This is a genomic window from Marinobacterium sp. xm-d-579, from assembly GCF_013282935.1.
GTDB lineage: Bacteria > Pseudomonadota > Gammaproteobacteria > Pseudomonadales > Balneatricaceae > Marinobacterium_E.
Genome location: NZ_WBYP01000003.1, coordinates 130,820 through 150,411 on the forward strand (window position 1 = coordinate 130,820; position 19,592 = coordinate 150,411).

The 19,592-nt window shown below is 50.1% G+C and carries 24 protein-coding genes; 17 read left to right on the plus strand and 7 right to left on the minus strand.

Annotation, left to right across the window (positions count from 1 at the left end; all coding sequences use genetic code 11):
• The first annotated feature begins 44 nt into the window (after positions 1–44).
• From XMD579_RS07830 to hemB, 4 genes are all read left to right on the plus strand, one after another.
• On the plus strand, positions 45–923 hold the full coding sequence (locus XMD579_RS07830; protein ID WP_173506171.1) for a DMT family transporter: 879 nt from the start codon (positions 45–47) through the stop codon (positions 921–923).
• Complete coding sequence (gene mutM, locus XMD579_RS07835; RefSeq protein WP_173506172.1) at positions 924–1,736, plus strand: bifunctional DNA-formamidopyrimidine glycosylase/DNA-(apurinic or apyrimidinic site) lyase; 813 nt, start codon at positions 924–926, stop codon at positions 1,734–1,736.
• Positions 1,736–2,620 (plus strand): alpha/beta hydrolase, encoded by an 885-nt coding sequence (locus tag XMD579_RS07840; RefSeq protein ID WP_173481879.1) that lies wholly within the window; start codon positions 1,736–1,738, stop codon positions 2,618–2,620. Before mutM ends, XMD579_RS07840 begins: the two co-directional genes overlap by 1 nt.
• A 346-nt stretch (positions 2,621–2,966) precedes the next feature.
• A complete protein-coding gene (gene hemB, locus XMD579_RS07845; protein WP_371731467.1) occupies positions 2,967–3,983 on the plus strand; it encodes a porphobilinogen synthase in 1,017 nt (338 codons plus the stop codon).
• Between the two features lie 6 nt (positions 3,984–3,989).
• Here hemB and XMD579_RS07850 read toward each other — a convergent pair whose 3' ends face one another.
• On the minus strand, positions 3,990–4,844 hold the full coding sequence (locus XMD579_RS07850; RefSeq protein ID WP_173506173.1) for an NAD-dependent epimerase/dehydratase family protein: 855 nt from the start codon (positions 4,842–4,844) through the stop codon (positions 3,990–3,992).
• 46 nt (positions 4,845–4,890) lie between these two features.
• Between XMD579_RS07850 and XMD579_RS07855 the strand changes: the two genes are divergently transcribed.
• From XMD579_RS07855 to XMD579_RS07865, 3 genes are read left to right on the plus strand one after another with little or no spacing between them, the layout of a single operon-like run.
• Positions 4,891–5,793: a hydrogen peroxide-inducible genes activator gene (locus XMD579_RS07855; protein ID WP_173506174.1), complete on the plus strand. Its 903-nt coding sequence runs from the start codon at positions 4,891–4,893 to the stop codon at positions 5,791–5,793.
• A 6-nt stretch (positions 5,794–5,799) separates the two neighbouring features.
• A complete protein-coding gene (gene recG, locus XMD579_RS07860; protein WP_173506175.1) occupies positions 5,800–7,875 on the plus strand; it encodes an ATP-dependent DNA helicase RecG in 2,076 nt (691 codons plus the stop codon).
• Positions 7,850–8,386, plus strand: a complete 537-nt coding sequence (locus XMD579_RS07865) for a DUF501 domain-containing protein (protein WP_254442848.1) — start codon at positions 7,850–7,852, stop codon at positions 8,384–8,386. The genes recG and XMD579_RS07865 overlap by 26 nt, the downstream gene beginning before the upstream one ends.
• Positions 8,387–8,444: 58 nt before the next feature.
• Here the strand turns inward: XMD579_RS07865 and XMD579_RS07870 are convergent, their stop codons facing one another.
• From XMD579_RS07870 to rsmD, 3 genes are all read right to left on the minus strand, one after another.
• The gene (locus tag XMD579_RS07870; RefSeq protein WP_173481884.1) at positions 8,445–8,690 is read right to left on the minus strand and encodes a YfhL family 4Fe-4S dicluster ferredoxin; all 246 of its coding nucleotides are present in this window, start codon (positions 8,688–8,690) and stop codon (positions 8,445–8,447) included.
• A gap of 32 nt (positions 8,691–8,722) precedes the next feature.
• Positions 8,723–9,202 (minus strand): pantetheine-phosphate adenylyltransferase, encoded by a 480-nt coding sequence (gene coaD / locus XMD579_RS07875; RefSeq protein ID WP_173481885.1) that lies wholly within the window; start codon positions 9,200–9,202, stop codon positions 8,723–8,725.
• Positions 9,203–9,326: 124 nt separating this feature from the next.
• Positions 9,327–9,938 carry a 16S rRNA (guanine(966)-N(2))-methyltransferase RsmD gene (gene rsmD / locus XMD579_RS07880; RefSeq protein WP_173481886.1) on the minus strand — a complete coding sequence of 204 codons (612 nt, stop codon included), beginning with the start codon at positions 9,936–9,938 and terminating at the stop codon, positions 9,327–9,329.
• Positions 9,939–10,185: 247 nt separating this feature from the next.
• Between rsmD and ftsY the strand changes: the two genes are divergently transcribed.
• From ftsY to XMD579_RS07930, 10 genes are all read left to right on the plus strand, one after another.
• Entirely contained in the window at positions 10,186–11,409 is a 1,224-nt protein-coding gene (gene ftsY / locus XMD579_RS07885) for a signal recognition particle-docking protein FtsY (protein ID WP_371813276.1), read from the plus strand.
• A gap of 5 nt (positions 11,410–11,414) precedes the next feature.
• Positions 11,415–12,080, plus strand: coding sequence for a cell division ATP-binding protein FtsE (gene ftsE, locus XMD579_RS07890; protein ID WP_173499186.1), 666 nt, complete (start codon positions 11,415–11,417; stop codon positions 12,078–12,080).
• Entirely contained in the window at positions 12,070–13,047 is a 978-nt protein-coding gene (ftsX, locus tag XMD579_RS07895; protein WP_173506176.1) for a permease-like cell division protein FtsX, read from the plus strand. The genes ftsE and ftsX overlap by 11 nt, the downstream gene beginning before the upstream one ends.
• Before the next feature lie 171 nt (positions 13,048–13,218).
• Positions 13,219–14,079, plus strand: a complete 861-nt coding sequence (gene rpoH / locus XMD579_RS07900; RefSeq protein ID WP_173482621.1) for an RNA polymerase sigma factor RpoH — start codon at positions 13,219–13,221, stop codon at positions 14,077–14,079.
• 73 nt (positions 14,080–14,152) lie between these two features.
• The gene (locus XMD579_RS07905) at positions 14,153–14,536 is read left to right on the plus strand and encodes a DUF423 domain-containing protein (protein WP_173506177.1); all 384 of its coding nucleotides are present in this window, start codon (positions 14,153–14,155) and stop codon (positions 14,534–14,536) included.
• Positions 14,533–15,231, plus strand: a complete 699-nt coding sequence (gene trmB, locus XMD579_RS07910; RefSeq protein ID WP_173506178.1) for a tRNA (guanosine(46)-N7)-methyltransferase TrmB — start codon at positions 14,533–14,535, stop codon at positions 15,229–15,231. The genes XMD579_RS07905 and trmB overlap by 4 nt, the downstream gene beginning before the upstream one ends.
• Position 15,232: 1 nt before the next feature.
• On the plus strand, positions 15,233–15,448 hold the full coding sequence (locus XMD579_RS07915; protein ID WP_173481892.1) for a VF530 family DNA-binding protein: 216 nt from the start codon (positions 15,233–15,235) through the stop codon (positions 15,446–15,448).
• 16 nt (positions 15,449–15,464) lie between these two features.
• Positions 15,465–15,713: an RNA-binding protein gene (locus XMD579_RS07920; RefSeq protein WP_173481893.1), complete on the plus strand. Its 249-nt coding sequence runs from the start codon at positions 15,465–15,467 to the stop codon at positions 15,711–15,713.
• Between the two features lie 38 nt (positions 15,714–15,751).
• Positions 15,752–16,039 carry a hypothetical protein gene (locus tag XMD579_RS07925; protein WP_173506179.1) on the plus strand — a complete coding sequence of 96 codons (288 nt, stop codon included), beginning with the start codon at positions 15,752–15,754 and terminating at the stop codon, positions 16,037–16,039.
• Positions 16,040–16,104: 65 nt separating this feature from the next.
• Entirely contained in the window at positions 16,105–16,290 is a 186-nt protein-coding gene (locus XMD579_RS07930) for a CPXCG motif-containing cysteine-rich protein (protein ID WP_173481895.1), read from the plus strand.
• Positions 16,291–16,385: 95 nt separating this feature from the next.
• Here the strand turns inward: XMD579_RS07930 and XMD579_RS07935 are convergent, their stop codons facing one another.
• The 3 genes from XMD579_RS07935 to XMD579_RS07945 all read right to left on the minus strand — a co-directional run bounded on the left by XMD579_RS07935 (position 16,386) and on the right by XMD579_RS07945 (position 19,584).
• Positions 16,386–16,658 carry a hypothetical protein gene (locus XMD579_RS07935; RefSeq protein ID WP_173506180.1) on the minus strand — a complete coding sequence of 91 codons (273 nt, stop codon included), beginning with the start codon at positions 16,656–16,658 and terminating at the stop codon, positions 16,386–16,388.
• Positions 16,658–17,590: an SPFH domain-containing protein gene (locus tag XMD579_RS07940; protein ID WP_173481897.1), complete on the minus strand. Its 933-nt coding sequence runs from the start codon at positions 17,588–17,590 to the stop codon at positions 16,658–16,660. Before XMD579_RS07940 ends, XMD579_RS07935 begins: the two co-directional genes overlap by 1 nt.
• A gap of 191 nt (positions 17,591–17,781) precedes the next feature.
• Entirely contained in the window at positions 17,782–19,584 is a 1,803-nt protein-coding gene (locus XMD579_RS07945) for an ABC transporter ATP-binding protein/permease (RefSeq protein ID WP_254443779.1), read from the minus strand.
• Positions 19,585–19,592 lie beyond the last annotated feature (8 nt).

A 19,592-nucleotide genomic window follows, 5' to 3' on the forward strand; every position in this document is an offset into this window, starting at 1 on the left:
CGGGTATTTTTTTGCCCAGCGTTTACCCATTTAAGGATGTTCGCATGACTAAGTCATGGATGAGTGTTGTACCTTTTGCATTTGTTCTGCTTTGGAGCACCGGCTTTATCGGTGCTCGATACGGTTTGCCCTATATTGAACCGTTTAACTACCTATTTATCCGTATGCTGTTCACGTTGGCGGTCTTCTTTTTATTGATTCAGATCTTCCGTGGACGTTGGCCGAGCTGGGATGTCGCTAAACATCAGTTGGTTACGGGATCGTTGATTCATGCAGGCTATTTGGGTGGCGTATTTGCAGCCATCAAGTTGGATATGCCGGCTGGTGTTACAGCCATTATTGTCGGTCTGCAGCCGCTACTGACCGCCTTTATGTCACAGATGTGGCTCAAGTCGAAGTTGAGCCCTATGGGTTGGATTGGATTGTGGCTTGGCTTGATCGGCGTCGTGACAGTGCTCTGGTCGGGTGTGGCTGACGAGGAGATTACTCTTACAGCGGGTGCGATCACGGCCGCCTTGGTGGCACTGTTTGCGATCTCTATTGGCACGCTCTATCAGAAACGTTTTGGTGGGGGTGCGGATCTTCTAACTGGATCGTTCATTCAATACGTGATGACGGCGATTATCATGGGTGCTCTAACCTTCGCTTTTGAGACTCAAGAGGTGGTTTGGCATATTGAGTTAATTGGCGCCTTGACCTGGTTGGTACTTGGTCTGTCGCTCTCTGCCATTTTGCTATTGATGTTGATGATCCGTGAAGGTGAGTCAGCCAAGGTGGCCAGCTATTTCTACCTTGTTCCGCCCGCAACAGCGCTAGAAGCTTGGTATCTGTTCGATGAGCGTCTATCGATGCTAACCCTGGTGGGTGTGGCTGTGACGGTGCTAGGCGTCTTTTTAACCCAACGTGCAGCTAAGGTGAGTTAAGTGCCAGAGTTACCCGAAGTAGAGACAACACGACGTGGCATAGAGCCGCACATTGATCAGCAGCGTGTTGCTGATTTTGTGGTGCGTGAGCCTCGTCTGCGTTGGCTTGTACCTAGTGAAATTCCTGAAAATATCGTTAAAAAAAGAGTCAATAGCGTCGAACGTCGAGGAAAGTATATCCTGATACGTTTTGATGAGGGCGATCTCATGGTGCACTTGGGTATGTCAGGTAGCTTGAGAGTCCTTCCCACAGGAACCGAACCGGCCCAACATGATCATGTGGATCTGGTGATGGAAAATGGCTTGTTGGTACGCCTAACCGATCCTCGCCGTTTCGGTTCTGTGCTCTGGCAGCCCAAAGGCGAGACGCATAAATTATTAGAGAAGCTAGGCCCAGAGCCTTTGTCTGACGCGTTCAACGTCGATTATCTGTTTAAGGCGTCACGTAATCGTTCTCTAGCCATTAAACAGTTCATCATGACCTCTGAAGTCGTCGTCGGTGTTGGCAACATCTATGCTAACGAGTCGCTATTCAAAGCGGGTATCGACCCTCGCAAGCCGGCGGGCAAGGTGTCAAAACAGCGTTATGAGCGGTTGGTCGTTGAGATTAAGAGCGTACTTGAATACGCCATTACGCGCGGCGGTACCACCTTAAGGGATTTCCTCTCCAGTGACGGTAAACCTGGTTATTTTGCGCAAGAGCTCTCTGTCTACGGTCGAGGCGGTGAGGCCTGTAAATCCTGTGGCTCGACGCTTAAAGAGATTCGTCAGGGTCAACGGGCGACGGTATTTTGTCCTAGGTGTCAGCGTTAATGAGCTTTAGGCAGGCGTTCCCCGTTGAGACGGTAGAGCAGAAGGCTCGTCGTCAGGGGTTGGGTATTTCGGATGCGCTGACACATCGTGAAGTGTGGCGATTGGATGCCAGCATTAATGTCGAGATCTACCCTGTCTCGCACAGCGCCCCCAATATTCTGTTTCTCGCAGGGATCGGCACCTATGTCGAGCTCTATGCTGAATTAGCTGTAGCCCTTAATCAGCAGGGTTTTAATGTGATTGCGGTCGATCCTCCGGGACACGGCTACTCTGCAGGTAATCGCGGTCGATATACTGTTGAACAGTTCCAGCATCACCTTTCCCATGTGCTGAATGCCCTTGAATCCCGCTTTACCGGTCCATGGTCCGTCTATGGTTACTCGATAGGGGCTGTCACGGCGGTTGCGTTGGCTGAGCTAGATCAGCGCATTCAATCGGTGCTCTGTACCACGCTGCTGTTAGGGCAAGAGCCTCCCGATATGATGTATGCCTTGGGTTGGAGCTGGACTCGCTTCAGCGCTCTGTGGTTTCCCAATATGCGCCTGCCACTTAAGAGCTTTATCGATTTTGAGTCGCTTCTGGGTGATCACCCCGCAGGGCCCTACATCAATGACGATCCATTGATTATCTTTGACTACCCTCTGGCAACGCTTGCTTCACTGTTTACCCATCAAGCTGGGATTGCTGATTCGGTGTTCCCATTTACATTGATCAATCTGCAAGGTGATCATGATGAGGTGTTATCCAAAGAGTATGCGCTACGTGTGGCTAATAGGATTAAGCAGCCGATGCATTTGGAGTTCATTGAAGGGGCTGGGCATATGATGCCCTGGGATGATCCCGAGGATCTGGCGCATCGCATCGCATTGCTGTTGGGCAAATAGCAGGCAAAAAAATAGGGCGGCCACTCCATGGCACGCCCTGTTGGAAGACTTTCCTTGCAACCTAGTCGCGTCCTGCGATGTCCCTGTGTTGCTTTACTTCCATTGAAACCAATCCTTGGTCTCACCGGGTCAATCCATGACCTCAGTTATTCCGTGGTGCGTACTTTAGGGATTGAGATAGGGTTTGTATATAGTCATAACAGCTAAAAAGAGGTTATTTATATATTATTTAGTTATATGTAAATAACCAAAGCCATTTTTGTGTCGATTTGTTGGTCGGCGGGTTAGTCTTGCCGCCATCTTGAGCGTTATACTTGTTAAAAATCATCTACTAATGAGGTGTCTCGTGGCATTCGATCCTAGCCAACGCATTTTTCCACTCACTCGCATGCGTCGTATGCGTGCTAGCACTTTCTCTCGTGATTTGATGCGTGAGAACCAGCTGACAGCCCAAGATCTGATCTACCCAATGTTTGTGATTGAGGGCGAAGGTGAGCGTGAAACGGTCCCCTCTATGCCGGGTGTTGAGCGACTCAGCATTGATCTGCTTGTTGATGCCTGTCAGGAAGCTTATGAACTAGGTATTCCTGCCGTGGCTCTATTCCCAGTCACACCTGCATCCGCTAAGTCTGAAATGGCCGAAGAGGCATTCAATCCAGAGGGTTTGGCACAGCGTGCCGTGCGAGCGATCAAAGCAAAATTACCAGAACTGGGTGTGATTACTGACGTTGCGTTGGATCCATTTACTACCCATGGACAGGACGGCATCATCGATGAAGAGGGTTACGTACTCAATGACATCACTGTTGATGTATTGGTGAAGCAGGCGCTCTCACACGCTGAAGCAGGCGCTGATGTGGTGGCCCCGAGTGATATGATGGATGGCCGTATTCAGGCGATCCGTGAAGCGCTAGAGGCCGGTGGTCATGTCAATACTCGCATCCTTGCCTACTCTGCCAAGTATGCAAGTGCTTACTACGGTCCTTTCCGTGACGCAGTAGGCTCTGCCGGTAATCTTGGCAAAGGCAATAAATACAGCTACCAGATGGACCCTGCTAACAGCGATGAAGCCCTGCACGAGGTTGCTCTCGATCTAGCTGAGGGTGCTGATATGGTGATGGTAAAACCGGGTATGCCCTATCTTGATATCGTGCGCCGTGTGAAAACTGAGCTACGTGTGCCTACCTATGCTTACCAAGTGAGCGGCGAATATGCGATGCACATGGCGGCGTTTCAAAATGGCTGGTTGGATGAGGAGTCGGTGATGATGGAGTCACTGCTGGCATTCAAACGAGCAGGTGCCGATGGCATCTTGACCTACTTTGCCGTTAAAGCGGCACGCCTGCTTAAATCGAAGGCTTAACCGCTGTTAAGTGATCTGCCTCTGTTGCGATTTGAAATCATCCAGCAGAGGCGTAAATCCGGCTTTGTAGTCCTGGTATCGACAGACAAAGCCACTCTCCCTCATCGCTCTGTTAGCGATGCGTTTATTCCCGCCACGCTGTATCGGCTCCTGATGATGGGCTGCCACGCCCAGTTGCTCTGCAAGCCACTTGGTAATCTCATGAATCGGTGCTGGGTGACCGTCGCTGGCTAAATAGAGCTCTTGAAGGGGTTGTTGGTCGATCGCTTTGCCAATTAAGTGCACAACAAAATCGGCCAAGTCGTCACTGTGTATACGATTGCTAAAATGAGTCGGCGTCTCTAACGCAATGGTTCCACTGAGGATGCGTTTTAGAAGGTGGGTACGGCCAGGGCCGTATATGCCGCTGCTGCGGATCAGGGTGCAAGCTGATCGCTGTTTAAACTGTGATTCGCCTTCCAAAAGTAGAACGGAGTGCGCCGTGTTAGGTTCAGCAGCGCTGAATTCATCAATCCACTCACCACGGTTTTGAGCATAGACGCCGGTTGAGCTAACCACAAAAGAGCGTATCGGTGCAGTTGGCAGTGCTTTTAATATGGCAGCCGGGGCATCGACGTATATCTGTCGGTAGTGCTCAATATCGCGTGATTTTGCGGCGGCCGAGAAGATGACGTAATCGACTTCTGGAAGGGGCGGGAGATTTTCAATTTCATAAAAGTCGCACGCTATTGGTTGTACGCCTTCCGATAGCTGGTCTATATTACGTCTAAGACCATAGACCTTATGTTGTTGACTGATGAGCTTGGTTGCAATGGTATTGCCCAAGTCACCACAGCCAATGATTAGAAAACGTTTCGACACGGTAGTGTTCTCCCTTTAGTCGTTAAAGATTACCAGAGGATCGAAAATGACGCTTACAGAACTTCGCTACATCGTCACGCTAGCTCGTGAACAGCACTTCGGCCATGCCGCCGAAAAATGCTTTGTCAGTCAGCCGACGCTCTCTATCGCCGTTAAAAAGCTGGAAGATGAGCTCGGTGTCGCGTTGTTTGAACGCAGTAAAAACGCCGTACGCGTGACGCCCATAGGTGACAAAGTAGTGCGTCAAGCACAGCGCGTATTAGAGCAGGCTGAAGCGATTAAAGAGCTCTCCCGTGAAGGTAAAGATCAGCTGGCTACCCCGTTACGTGTGGGTGCGATTTACACCATCGGTCCCTACCTTTTCCCTCGTCTAATTCCCGAAGTTCAGCAGATTGCTCCGCAAATGCCTCTCTACATCGAGGAGAATTTGACCGAAGTTCTTCGAAGCAAAATACGCACTGGTGAGTTGGATGCGATCATCATCGCGTTGCCTTTCCATGAGCCCGATGTGCTGACTCGGGCGGTTTATGATGAGACCTTCAGTTTAATTACTCCAAAAGGGCATGAGCTGAGCAAAACGGGCTCAGTGGACTCTCAGAAGTTGAACGAGCTGGATATGCTGCTGCTAGGTGAGGGGCACTGTTTCAGGGATCAGGTACTGGAGGCCTGCCCAAGCTTGAATCAGTCGTTCCATGATCAACACAGAGTCACTGAAGGCAGTTCACTAGAGACCATTCGTATGATGGTCGCCTCTGGCTTAGGAACCAGCGTGTTACCAGAGTCGGCTTTAGCGAACCACCCCTCCAATGCGTTGGTTGATATTGTGCCGTTCAATGATCCCAAACCGATGCGATCGGTTGCTGTTGCTTGGCGTGCCAGTTTCCCTCGTCCACAGGCGATTGATGTGTTGGTTGATGCCATCGCTAAGTGCCGAGCGTTGGATAGTTAACTGGCCGTGTCTTCTCAGGTAGCCCATCGAAAGGTCACTGAGCTAAAGGGTGTTGGCGCTGCGCTAGCGTCCAAACTTGGCAAGCTAGGTATTCATAACTTTCAGGATCTGCTGTTTCACTTGCCGTTGCGCTACCAAGATCGAACGCGCATCACTGCGATAGGAGCGATGCGCCCCGGTGATGAGGTGGTGGTTGAGGCGCGTGTAATCGCGTGTGACATCGTGATGGGGCGCCGCCGAAGCCTGGTCTGCCGTATTCAGGATGGCACTGGTACCCTAACTCTGCGTTTTTTCCACTTCAGCGCTGCGCAAAAGAGCGGCTTGATCAATGCGGATATTCGCTGTTTTGGCGAGGTGCGCCCTGGTGCAAATGGTTTAGAACTGATTCATCCCGAGTACAAGCTGATGAAGGGCGATGGCTTTGATCAGTTGGAAGAGACGCTGACCCCAATCTATCCATTGACTGAAGGTTTGACTCAACCGCGCCTTAGAAGCCTGGTAGGGCAGGCACTCTCCGCTTTAGGTTCTGAACCCTTAGATGAGTTGCTGCCGGACTCTGAGCTAGCGCGCAACCATTACCCCTCACTAACCGATGCCGTGCGCTTTCTTCACCAGCCTCCTGTTGGTGTGGATTTGGAGTCGCTACTTGAAGGGCAGCATCCAGCGCAGAGACGCTTAGCTTTCGAAGAGTTATTGGCACATAACCTATCGCTTCGCGTGGTACGTCATCAGATGCAGACGCAAGGTGCGCCAGCGCTGAAATCGACGGGTCGACTCACGCTGCCGTTTCTAGATCGGCTGCCTTTTTCACTTACAGAGGCTCAGCTTCGTGTGGCACGAGAGGTGGCCCGTGATATGGGGCGCCCTTTGCCGATGTTGCGGTTGGTGCAGGGTGATGTGGGCTCAGGTAAGACCATGATTGCTGTATTGGCCGCGTTACAAGCGGTTGAAAACGGCAAACAAGCGGCGGTTATGGCTCCGACAGAAATTCTGGCCGAACAGCATCTAATCAACTTTAAAAGTTGGCTGGAGCCGCTTGGGATTAAGGTCTCGTGGTTGGCGGGTAAGGTAAAAGGTAAAGCACGGGAAGCGGCATTAGCTGAGATCAGTGGTGGTGAGGCTCAGGTGGTTGTCGGAACCCACGCCCTGTTTCAAGGTGAGGTCGCCTTCCATGATCTGGCGATGGTTGTGATTGATGAGCAGCATCGATTTGGCGTCGATCAGAGGCTAAGTTTGCGTGAAAAGGGGCGAAATGACGGTAAAATACCTCATCAGCTCATAATGACCGCTACCCCCATCCCTCGTACACTAGCAATGAGTGCTTACGCTGACCTGGACTGCTCCATCATCGATGAGCTACCACCGGGCCGAACGCCAGTGCAAACGGTCGTGATTGATGACAGTCGTCGCGATCGAGTGGTTGAGCGCGTTGAACAGAACTGCAAACAGGGCCTGCAGGCCTATTGGGTCTGTACGCTGGTAGAGGAGTCCGAAGCGCTGCAGTGTCAGGCAGCCGAAACGACTGCCGAAGAGCTGCGCGAGGCTCTGCCCGATCTTAGAATTGGTCTGGTGCATGGTCGTCTGAAACCGGCCGAAAAAGCGGATGTGATGGCGCAATTCAAAGCGCATGAGTTGGATCTTTTGGTGGCTACGACGGTGATTGAGGTCGGCGTAGACGTTCCGAATTCGAGTTTAATGATCATCGAGAACCCCGAACGACTGGGATTATCACAGTTGCATCAGTTACGCGGCCGTGTAGGTCGAGGGTCGCGAGAGAGTTTTTGTGTTTTGATGTATCATGCGCCTCTTTCGCAGCAGGGTCGCGACCGTTTGGCAATCATGCGTGAGACCAGTGACGGTTTCCGTATTGCAGAGCGTGATCTTGAGTTGCGAGGCCCGGGTGAGGTGTTAGGCACCCGCCAGACAGGCATGATGAGTTTCAGAATCGCCGATCTGCAACGTGACGCTGACATGCTCGACAGTGTCCAGCAGACAGCAGAGCGCATAGAGACATCAACAGAATTAACCCGTCAGCTGTGTGATCGATGGATCCTCAATGCTGATCAATACGCACAGGTTTAAGATGCAACCAACAGAGAGACAGCTTCAAATAGTACGCCAGCAGATCGGTCGCGAGCCTCGCGGTATCGAGGCGATAGCGGCACAAACCCCTAGTGGTGTGCCATTGGTGTTACAGATGCGAAGCCTGATCGATGATAAGCCTTTCCCAACCCTCTATTGGCTGAGCAGTAAGGATTTAAGTGTTGAGATCAGTCGTGTCGAGATGACGGGCTGGATTAAGCGTTTTGAGGAGGAGCTGCAAGAGGATGCAGAGCTTCGTGATACCTACATGGCGCAGCAGAAACACTACATGGAGCGCCGCTGGGAACTGATGCGTCCGGAGGACAGACAGCGAATCGAAACTCTTGGGTTCACTAAGATGTTCAACGAGGTAGGCATTGGCGGTATTGCTAACTGGGACAAAGTTCGTTGTCTGCACATGAACTACGCCTACCACTTGGTGGAGCCCAATGTGGTTGGCCAGCGTCTTGATCAAGAGTTTCAGATGAACGAGCTGGCGCCGGAGTTTTAGGTTAATCAGGCACAAAAAAACGCGACCCAAGGTCGCGTTTTTTTGTCTTTGAGTTCGATTAGCCAACCAGCTTCTCGTACTTGATCATCAGTTGCTCTTCAGTTTCAACGTGATCAGGATCTTTTGGAATACAGTCAACCGGACAAACCTCAACACACTGTGGCGTGTCGTAGTGGCCTACACACTCAGTACATTTACTTGGCTCGATCTCGTAGATCTCATCCCCTGGGCTGATCGCCTCGTTAGGACATTCTGGTTCACACACATCACAGTTGATGCATTCGTCGGTAATCATTAGTGCCATCGTGTCTACCTCACTCTAGGCTCAAATCTAAACTAGTTAGAAAAATGTCGTTTCAATGCCGCATCGACAGCCGGATGAACAAACTCTGTCACGTCTCCACCTAATGACGCGATTTCGCGAATCAGCGTCGATGAGATGTACGACAAGTGTTCAGCCGGTGTTAAAAACAGGCTCTCAGCTTGTGGAGCCAACTTTCGGTTCATATTGGCAAGCTGAAACTCATATTCAAAATCTGAAACCGCTCGCAAACCTCGTAAAATGACGTCGCATTGATGATCTTTCAAAAGATCGATCAGTAGGCTGTTAAAGCCAACCACTTCTACGTTGTCGAGGTGTGCCAAGGATTCGCGTGCAAGTTCTACTCGAACATCCAAATCCAGCAGGGGACGTTTTTTTGGGCTCTCTGCCACAGCTACTACAATCTGACCAAACAGTTTGGAGGCTCTCTCCACCAAATCTACATGGCCGTTCGTAATAGGATCAAACGTTCCTGGGTAAGCTACCCTTTTCATCCCAGCTACTCCTAATAGCGGTAATATTCCCGCGGATGGTAACGGAATTGCGTCAAGGCGACAAATTATAGGAGAAACTTTTAATAATTAATAGATATATTAAATTATTTATATATAACTAAAATTAATTTCTTTTATACAAGCGGTAGCTGACGTCACCTGCCTGTTTGTCGCGATACAGTTGCCAGTTATCTGGAACTAATAGGGTACTTAGCGATCTCTCAGTCTCTATATATATCATCGATCCATCTGCAAGAACTTGATTTTCCTCAAGTAGCTGACAGATGCCTGAAACTAAGTCTTTGTTGAAGGGGGGGTCTAAGAAGACCAGGTCGTATCGAAATTCACGGCTCGCTTGCTGCAGGAGCCATTGAGTAGCGTCTGTTTCGAGCACTTCAGCGTTTTGTGCCTTCAGCTCTTGCAGATTGTGTTTAAGTGAATTGCAGACCAAGCGCGATGCATCAATCAGTGTGGCGTGAGCTGCACCGCGCGACAGCGCTTCAAACGCCAGCGCACCGCTGCCGCTAAACAGATCCAGGCATTTGGCTGCTGGTGTGTAAGCTTGTAACCAGTTGAATAGCGTTTCTCGAACCCGATCCGGTGTTGGGCGAAGTCCTTCACTCTCTGGAAAGCTCAGTTTTCGTGAGCGCCAATCTCCGCCGATGATGCGAACGAACGAGTCATTTGCTCGATTATGAGGGGCGGGTTTGCTGTTTCTGTTGCGTCTAGGGCTCATTGAAAAAGGTCTCTGCCAAAGCAGTTTTAGGTAAACAGAAATTTTAACCTCAGCTTAGGCTAATAGATAGGCTTTCACAGCGTCTGATGTGGTAGAATTCTGGACTTATATTTTGACTGTTTAGTTCCCTCTGATTAGGACTGTTTAGACTATGGAATCTCTCTACAACTGGATGCTTGATAACGGCTATGATCCAGCCATTATCCCTTACGTTGCGGCCGCTTTTGCCGTCGTCATTTTGATTGTGATGATGCGTTATCTGAAAGGGGATAAAACTGAGGCTATTCAGGATTCTGCTTCAGAAAAAAGCGTTGAAGAGAGCGTTACAGAGGCCCCAGTTGAAACACCATCGGTTGACGAAGCGCCCGTTGAAGAGCCGCCTGTTGCTGAAGACGCAGTCGAAGAGGTAGTTGAGCCAGCAGCTGCAGAAGAGACGGTTGAGCCAGAAGCTGTTGAGACCGAAGTGGAGGTTGAACAGACTCCTGCAGAGCCAGAGCCAGAGCCAGAGCCAGAGCCAGAGCCAGAGCCAGAGCCAGAGCCAGAGCCAGAGCCAACAAAAAGCTTCTTCGATCGTGTTAAATCCGGTCTAAGTCGCACGAAAGCCGGCCTGACTGAGCAGATTACAACCCTCTTCGCCGGTAACCCTGAGATCGATGAAGATCTTATGGAAGAGATCGAGACCTTGTTGCTGATGGCCGATATTGGCGTTGAGGCAACGACAGAGATTATCGAACGTTTAACCGATCGTGTAGAGCGTAAACAGCTCTCGGATGGCGACGCTCTGCAGGCGGCTCTGAAACAGGAGCTGGCCGAGCTATTAGAACCCGTTGATCAACCGCTTGAATTACAGAGTGACAAATCCCCAATGGTGATTCTGATGGTGGGTGTTAACGGTGTCGGTAAAACAACGACCATCGGTAAACTGGCCAAGAAGTATCAGGGTGAAGGTAAGTCGGTGATGTTAGCGGCGGGTGATACCTTCCGTGCCGCGGCGGTTGAACAGCTTCAGGTTTGGGGTGAGCGAAATAACGTCCCAGTGGTTGCTCAACATACCGGTGCAGACTCAGCCTCTGTTCTATTTGATGCGCTTGAGTCAGCTAAAGCGAAAAACGTTGATGTATTGATTGCAGATACAGCGGGTCGTTTGCAGAACAAAGATAACCTGATGCAAGAGTTACAGAAGGTTGTTCGTGTGATGCAGAAGTTAGATCCTTCGGCGCCACATGAAGTGATGTTGGTACTCGACGCGGGTACGGGTCAGAACGCCATCAGCCAGGCTAAAGAGTTCAAAGAGGCGGTGGGCGTGACGGGCATTACCCTAACGAAACTCGATGGCACAGCGAAGGGCGGTATTATCTTTGCCATCGCCAAACAGTTTGGTCTGCCTATTCGATTCATCGGTGTCGGTGAGCAAGCTGATGACCTACGTCCTTTTGAAGCGAAAGCTTTTGTTGAGGCGTTGTTCGACTAACTCCTATGGCGGCTATTCAATTCACTAACGTCAGTAAGCGCTATGACTCTGGTCAAGAGGCCCTAAGGTCTGTCGACTTTACTTTGGAGTCGGGCGAGATGGCCTTTTTGACAGGCCACTCGGGAGCAGGGAAGAGTACCCTGTTAAAACTGCTGACGCGCGTTGAGCAACCTAGCCGTGGTGATGTGTGGGTCGGTGATCAAAATCTATCTGAATTGTCTCGCAGCGAGATTCCGCAATATCGCCGAACCCTGGGTGTGGTCTACCAGAATCATCGTCTGTTAGAAGATCGCACTGTTTACCAGAACATTGCACTTCCACTGCGTATCGCAGGCTATAACGAAGAGGATATTGGTCGTCGCGTACGCGCGGCACTCGATCGAGTAGGACTGTTGGAGTCAGAGCAGAAGTTCCCACAGGCGTTATCGAGTGGCGAGCAGCAGCGTATCGGTATTGCACGCGCCATTGTTCATAAGCCTAGGGTGCTGATTGCCGACGAGCCGACCGGTAACCTCGACCCTAGACTCTCTCTCGACATCATGAGTCTATTCGAGCAGTTCAACCGCATTGGAACGACCGTCTTGATCGCGACCCATGATGTGGCGTTGATCAAGCGAATGCGTCATAGAGTGCTGATTTTAGATAAGGGGCGACTGCGTCATGTCCAGTAGTGAGACTCGATCACGCGGCGCCTCTGATATCAGCGTCAGCCGTTGGCAGCGCATTAAACACTGGGCGGTACAGCACCGTCTAGAGAGTGCCGATGCCGTTAAGCGTCTTCTGCATAATCGACTGTCGACGCTGGTGACACTGCTGCTATTGGCGGTTGTACTCGCTGTTCCTACCTTCATGTACTCGTTGTTGGGTAATTTGAAGCAGCTGACACCGGGTACTGACTTTGAGCCTCAGCTTGCCCTCTATTTAAGCCCAGAACTCAAAGCCGACGAATTGGATCGATTCAGCCGTTCACTCCTGCTGCGTGATGATCTTCTCTCTGTTGAATTGATCAGTAGCGATGTCGGAGCCAGCGAGTTTAAAAGCCACTCAGAGCTAGGGGAGCTGATCAGCCTGTTGGACGAGAATCCACTCCCAGCGGTTGTGCTCGCGACGCCGCGCGATAAAGATCCTGCGACCATGAAAGCACTGCGTGAAAGTATGGCAGCCTTGCCAGAGGTGGATGTCGCCGAGTTAGACGTAGAGTGGTTAGAGCGTCTCGAAGTGATTTTAGGCACATTCTCCAGCATCAGTTTTGTGCTGGCGCTATTATTGGGTATGACCGTGCTTCTGGTGATCGCCAACACCATTCGTACTATGATCAGCAGTCGCCAAGAGGAGATTGAGGTCAGTTTGTTGATAGGCGCAACCGCTGCCTGGGTGAGACGCCCATTCCTCTATGCCGGACTGCTGTATGGACTCTTTGGTGCTCTGTTGAGCCTAGTATTAGTCTACTTCTCACTGGCACTTGTCGAAGCGCCATTGGCTGAGTTAACAGAGCTCTATATGGGTCGTTTTGATCTTCAGGGGCCTGATTTGTCATTAATCATGGCACTGTTAGTGGGTGGGACTATACTAGGATGGATAGGGGCATTTATTGCCGTATCCAGACAGATGGGGCAGTTGAATCAGGGCTCTGATTGATCGGATTTAGCCGGATTTGCGTTTATTTGTAACTCTGGTATCTTTTTCTGCCCAGTGTTGGTAAATATTAGTAATTACTAATGAACTTTTTTGTCAAAACTGGGTCTAACTAGACAGTTAAAACGATTTAAAACAGTGTAAAAAACGAAAGTTTTTGAGGTTTAAAGAGAAATGGGCACTAGCTTGCAATTAGTTGAACATCTGACACCGGGGCGCGATCTTGACGCTTACGTTCAGAATGTCAGCACTATCCCAATCCTCACACCAGAGGAAGAACGGGAGCTTGCCGAGCGTCTGCATTTTGAGCAAGACCTTGATGCGGCTCGCCAGTTGGTTATGTCACATCTGCGCTTTGTTGTGCACATTGCGCGCAGCTACAAAGGCTACGGCCTTCCTCTTGGTGATTTGATCCAAGAGGGTAACGTTGGTTTGATGAAAGCGGTTAAACGTTTTGATCCAACCGTCGGTGTTCGTCTAGTGAGCTTTGCCGTTCACTGGATCAAAGCCGAAATGCACGAATTCATTCTTCGCAACTGGCGTATTGTTAAAGTTGCGACGACCAAAGCTCAGCGTAAGCTGTTCTTTAACCTACGCTCACAGAAGAAGAGCCTAGGTTGGATGAACAACGATGAAGTTGAAGCGATCGCAGAAGATCTAGGCGTTGATGCTGCAGTAGTGCGTCAGATGGAGGGTCGCATGGCCGCCACTGACATGGCCTTTGATGCGCCTGCTGCTGATGATTCTGAAGAGAGTGCGCCTGTTGCACCGGCACTGTTCTTGGAAGACAAGTCTGCCGATCCAGCCGAGCTACTTGAAGAGCAGGATTGGGAAGATAATTCTAACCGCCAGTTAGCCGCAGCGATGGGGCAGTTGGACGAGCGCAGTCGAGATATCTTGGCACAGCGTTGGTTACTTGATGAAAAAGCGACGCTGCATGAGTTGGCCGCTAAGTATGAGGTCTCTGCAGAGCGTATCCGTCAGCTTGAAAAGAACGCGATGAAGAAAATTAAAAACGCTTTAGTCGTTATCTAACGGATAAAAGTGTTGTGAAAAAGCCGCATTAGCGGCTTTTTTTGTGTATGCTTGCGGCCCAAATGAGGTGATGATGCACGCGAAACGTTTTTTGATGATTGGTGCGCTTTTAGCGATGTTTTCGGTGATTTTTGGCGCTTTTGGTGCCCATTTGCTGAAAAATACCCTGTCAGCTGTTCGCTTTGAAACTTTCAGTACCGCTGTTGATTACCAGTTTTGGCAGGCTCTCGGTTTGATGGTTGTCGGTATTGCCGGTTTTAAACTCAATAGTAAAAGCTGGCGCCTTGCTGGGTATTCGTTGTTGGCAGGGACGTTGATCTTCAGTGGCAGCCTCTACCTGCTAATCGCAACTGATACCGGTTGGTTAGGAGCGATCACCCCCATCGGTGGTATATTAATGATTATTGGCTGGGCACTGTTTGCCTGGTCGTTACGAACTTTACGGATAGAACAATGAGCGACACAGAACAGCAGCGCCCACATCGTACGATTAGAAGTTTCGTCGTACGCGCTGGACGTATGACAGAAGGGCAAGAGCGTGCAATGAAAGAGAACTGGCCACTGTATGGGCTAGAACTTGAAGATGGCATGGTCGACTTTAAAGCGCTGTTTGGCGATGATCGCCCCGTCACTCTAGAGATCGGTTTTGGTATGGGAGCGTCTCTGGTAGAGATGGCGCGCCGCTCACCTGAGAAGGGCTTTATAGGAATCGAAGTACATCCTCCTGGCGTTGGTCGTCTGTTAGCCGACGCGCGTGCCGAAGGGGTCGATAATATTCGTGTCTACTGTGAAGATGCGATCGAGGTACTGGCACAGTGCATACCGGATGGCTCTTTGGCGGGTGTGCAGCTCTTCTTCCCAGATCCTTGGCATAAGAAGAAGCACAATAAACGCCGCATCGTACAGCCTGAATTTGCTCAAACCATTCGCCAAAAGCTGGCGATTGGCGGTGTCTTCCATATGGCGACCGACTGGGAGCCCTACTCAGAGCACATGATGGAAGTGATGAGTGCAGCCGAGGGTTATCAAAACCAGATGGGCGAAGGTCAGTTTTCGCCGCAGCCAGACTTCCGACCTGTGACGAAGTTCCAAAAACGGGGTGAAAAGCTAGGTCACGGTGTTTGGGATCTGATGTTTGAGCGCGTCAATTAAGATGGATAATCAACCGAATAATCCACTGCACGGCGTTAAGTTGGCTGATGTTGTTGAGCGTCTTGTGGATCATTACGGCTGGGATGAGTTGGGCGAGCGGATCGATATTAACTGTTTTCAGATCGATCCATCCGTTAAGTCATCCCTAAAATTTTTACGCAAACAGCAGTGGGCTCGCGATAAGGTAGAGCAGCTCTACATTGATACCTTTTGCTGAATAGAGAGAGTTAATTATGAAATTGTTAGTCCGTAATTTGGATCGTTCAACCACAGAAGCTGAGATTAAAGAGCTCTTTGAAGGTTACGGTAGCGTTCAGTACTGCACTCTGGTGATGGACGAGAAAACGGGCTCATCGAAGGGCTTTGGGTTTGTTGAAATGCCTAAGCCAGGTGAAGCGAAAGCGGCGGTTAAAAACCTAAACCACACACTGGTTGGCCGTAATATGATCCGTGTAAAAAAAGCGGAAGAGAGAGCGGATTGATCGCTCGAGTCACTTCTCAACTTAATTAAGGAGCCGATATGACAGCAATACTCCTCTCAATACTCTCTTCGTTGATCGGTGTGTGGGTGTTGGTATGGTTAATCGGCAATCTGCTGTTTAAGAAAAAGAACTCGCCGCAAAAAGAGCTCTTCTCGCTACCATTAGCTTGGATGATGGCCTCCATTGCTGGGGGTTACGCCATTGCTAACGGCGGTCCGCCACGCTTTGATGTGTCCCTACTTCAATACGGTATTGGCGCCTTTCTGCTGCTGATCTACTACGTCTCTGCCAGCTTTGCGAAAAAGCGCAGTAAAGATTCCGAGTAGTCATTCGGTGATCCAATGGGTTAAAGCTCACTTATAGAAATTAACTCTTTAAGCTGAGATCGCCCATGCTGCCCAGTCAAAATGTACAGTGTCCCTATTGTTGGGAGATGATCGAGATTGTCTACGAGCCCGATGAGGCTGAGATGTTTGTCTGTGACTGTACGGTCTGTTGCCACCCCATCCACTTTTCTGTCTCAGTTGATGGGTATGGCGATTATTACATTACACCGCACTCAGAAGATGATTTCTGATCAGTCTTATTCGCGGCCTTTGTAAGACCGCTCAAACAGTTCTCTAACAGAGCTCCCACACTGGGTTGGAGCCTTATCGAAGATGAGGCGATAGATCAGTACTGGTTGATATCCTGATCACTCTTTTTATTGAACAGTGCGCGCAAAGCAATCAGCGCGATTACTGAGATGATCCCAACAATCAGTAGCTCATCGATTACGCCAGAATCCAATAGGGTCGGGATCAGATTCAACTTAATTAATAGGCCCGTTAGGATTGACCCGATACCGAAGCTGATAGAGATGTAGGCGAGGTTCAACACCATCTCAATGATGATGAGCCCCAGTCCAAGAATCAGCCAGCCGTTTCCGTTTGTAAAAAAATCCATCATTTACTCTTTAATCCGTCGCCAACCGTTTGTGCCAGTAGTTCTAAAGAACCAATGGCCTTAGTGATGTCTGTCGGCATGATCACTGTTTTGCTGTTGTCGGCTGCTGCAACTTCAGACAGTGCTGCAACCTGTTTCTGTAGAATATCGAAGTTGATCGCCGATTGCCCGCCGTTATTAATTGCATCCGCTATCATGCGCGTCTGCTCGGCGGTTGCTTCGGCTTTCACTTTTATCGCATAGGCATCTGCATCGGCCGCGACTCTTACCGCTTCAGCTTGCTTTTGTGCTTCGTACAGTTGTGCCTCTGCATTCAGCTCCACAGAGCGTTTTTGGCCTTCTGCCTGCGCAACCTGTGCACGACGCTGGCGCTCTGCATTCAGTTGCTGACGCTGTGCCTCTTTGGTCTGCTCATCGACTTGAACATCGGTGATCTCAGTACGAGTAATCTCAATTCCCCAGACTTCAGCTGCTTTTTGCAGATTGGTCAGGATCTCTTCGTTCATCTGAGCGCGCGATGATTGCAGCTCATCAAGGTCCAATTTGCCCGCTGCAGAGCGAACAATCGATTCGGCTGTGGTCTGAATGGCTTGATCGATGTTCTGAATACGGTAGACCGAGCGGGCCGCATCGGTGATACGGTAGAAGTTGGTCGCCTCTAGGATCACCTCAACGTTATCTTTGGTAATGACACTGATCTCAAAGGCCGGTAGCTGGCGTTCAAGTATAGAGATGCGGTGACGCACTTGGTCGATCATAGGGACAATAAAGTTGATCCCTGCGTTCAGGGTTTTGGAGAACTTACCAAAACGTTCAACGACAAATACCTGTGACTGTGGAACAACCTTAACGGCAGACCAGGCGAGTACGAGGAAGAAGATTGCAAAAGCTAAGGTGACGATCATGCCGCCACTAAGGAATTCACCGTTCATTGATCACTCCAAATTGATACTGTTTTACTTAGCATAGTACATAGATTCAGATTAATCTTTGATGGAAAGCTTTAAGATTCGTTTTGGTGCCTGAGTGCATTTATCGCGGCCTTTTTAAGACCGCTCCAACAGAGCGCCAATAGTTCTCCAGCACTGGATTGGAGCCTTATCGAAGATGAGGCGATTGCTCTCTATTGTTGCTGTAGAGACCACATACCAGCATAAACGCCCTGTTGGGCAAGGAGTTCTGTGTGAGTACCCTGTTCCACCACTTCGCCTTTGCGCATCACTAGGATGTTATCGGCATCGATAATCGTCGACAGACGGTGCGCGATCACCAAACTCGTATGGTTTTTCGAGAGTGATGTAAAGGCGTTAAGGATCGCCTGCTCATTGTCGCTATCCAACGCTGAGGTCGCTTCATCAAAGAGCAAAATGGGTGGGCGTTTCAGAATCACGCGGGCAATCGCAATGCGTTGTTTTTCACCGCCAGAGACTTTTAGGCCACGTTCGCCAACCAGGGTATCCACCCCCTCAGGGAGTGCCGCAATGAAGTCGTTTAGGTTGGCCAGCTCAATCGCTTTGAGAACCTCTTCTCTGCTTGAACCTGGGCGTCCATAAGCCACGTTGTTGTAGATCGTATCGTTAAACAGGACGGTATCCTGCGGAACCACGCCAATCGCTTGTCGTAATGAGTGCTGAGTCACTTGGTCGATCGGCTGGCCATCTATGCTGATCTGCCCCGACTGAACATCATAAAATCGAAACAGCAGTCGCGCTAAGGTCGATTTGCCCGATCCACTTGGCCCGACGATGGCGACCTTTTTACCCGCTTCTACTTTGAAGCTGACACTTTTCAAAATTTGACGGTCGGGGTGGTAAGCAAAGTTGACGGAGTCAAAGCAAATGGCGCCCCCTTGAGTTATCAAGTCGGTTGCATCGGGGCGGTCGACAATCTTAGGCTGCTTCTTCAACAACCCAAACATATTCTCAATGTCTGTCAGGGCTTTGCGCACTTCACGGTAGACCATGCCAAGGAAATTAAGCGGCATGAATAGCTGTAAGATGTAGGCATTAATCATGACTAACGAACCCAGGGTCATGGCTCCGCTTGCAACATCCTCTGCGGCCAGCCAGAGCATTAAGATGATCCCTAGCGAGATGATGAATGCCTGACCGCTGTTGAGGATCATCAACGTCATGCGCGTTTTTAAACGAGCCGTTTCCCAGCTGGCTAGGTTTTTATCGTACTGGCTGGCCTCATACTCCTCATTGCCAAAGTATTTTACGGTCTCATAGTTGAGCAGGCTATCAATGGCTCGAGTATTGGCTTGAGAGTCGAGTTGATTGGTTTCTCGCACGTAGCGGTTGCGCCATTCGGTAGTGAGTATGGTGAAGTAGATGTAGATACCAACGCAGACCACAACCACCAATGCGTACCAGACACTGAAGCTGAAGAGCAAAATGGCAGCAACGAGGCTGATCTCAATCAGCGTTGGTACGATGTTAAAGACCATCATCCTCATCAAAAAGCTGAAGCCATTACTGCCACGGTCAATGTCGCGAGAGATACCACCGGTCTGCCGAGAGAGATGGAAATCGAGTTCTAATGAGTGGAGGTGGCGAAAGACTTTGAGCACCATCCGGCGCATCGCTCTCTCTGTGACTCGGCTAAACACCGCATCGCGAGCTTCTGCAAAGAAGACCGAGCCAAAGCGGAGCATCCCATAGGCTACGACCATCGCAATGGGCACTGTAATCAATGGATTCAGAGAGGCATCTAGACCATCAACGATCTGCTTCAAAGCCAGTGGCATAGCAACCACTGCAAGCTTGGCGGAGATCAGCAACAGAAATGCGACCGCCATGCGACGGCGATACTCCCACAAGTAAGGCCAGATCATTTTAATGACCGACCAAGCCTCGCTCATGCCAACAGTGTTGCTGCTATTGGAGTCGCTCTTGTAGTGCCGGCCGCCGCCGTGTCGTGACATATTGAGTC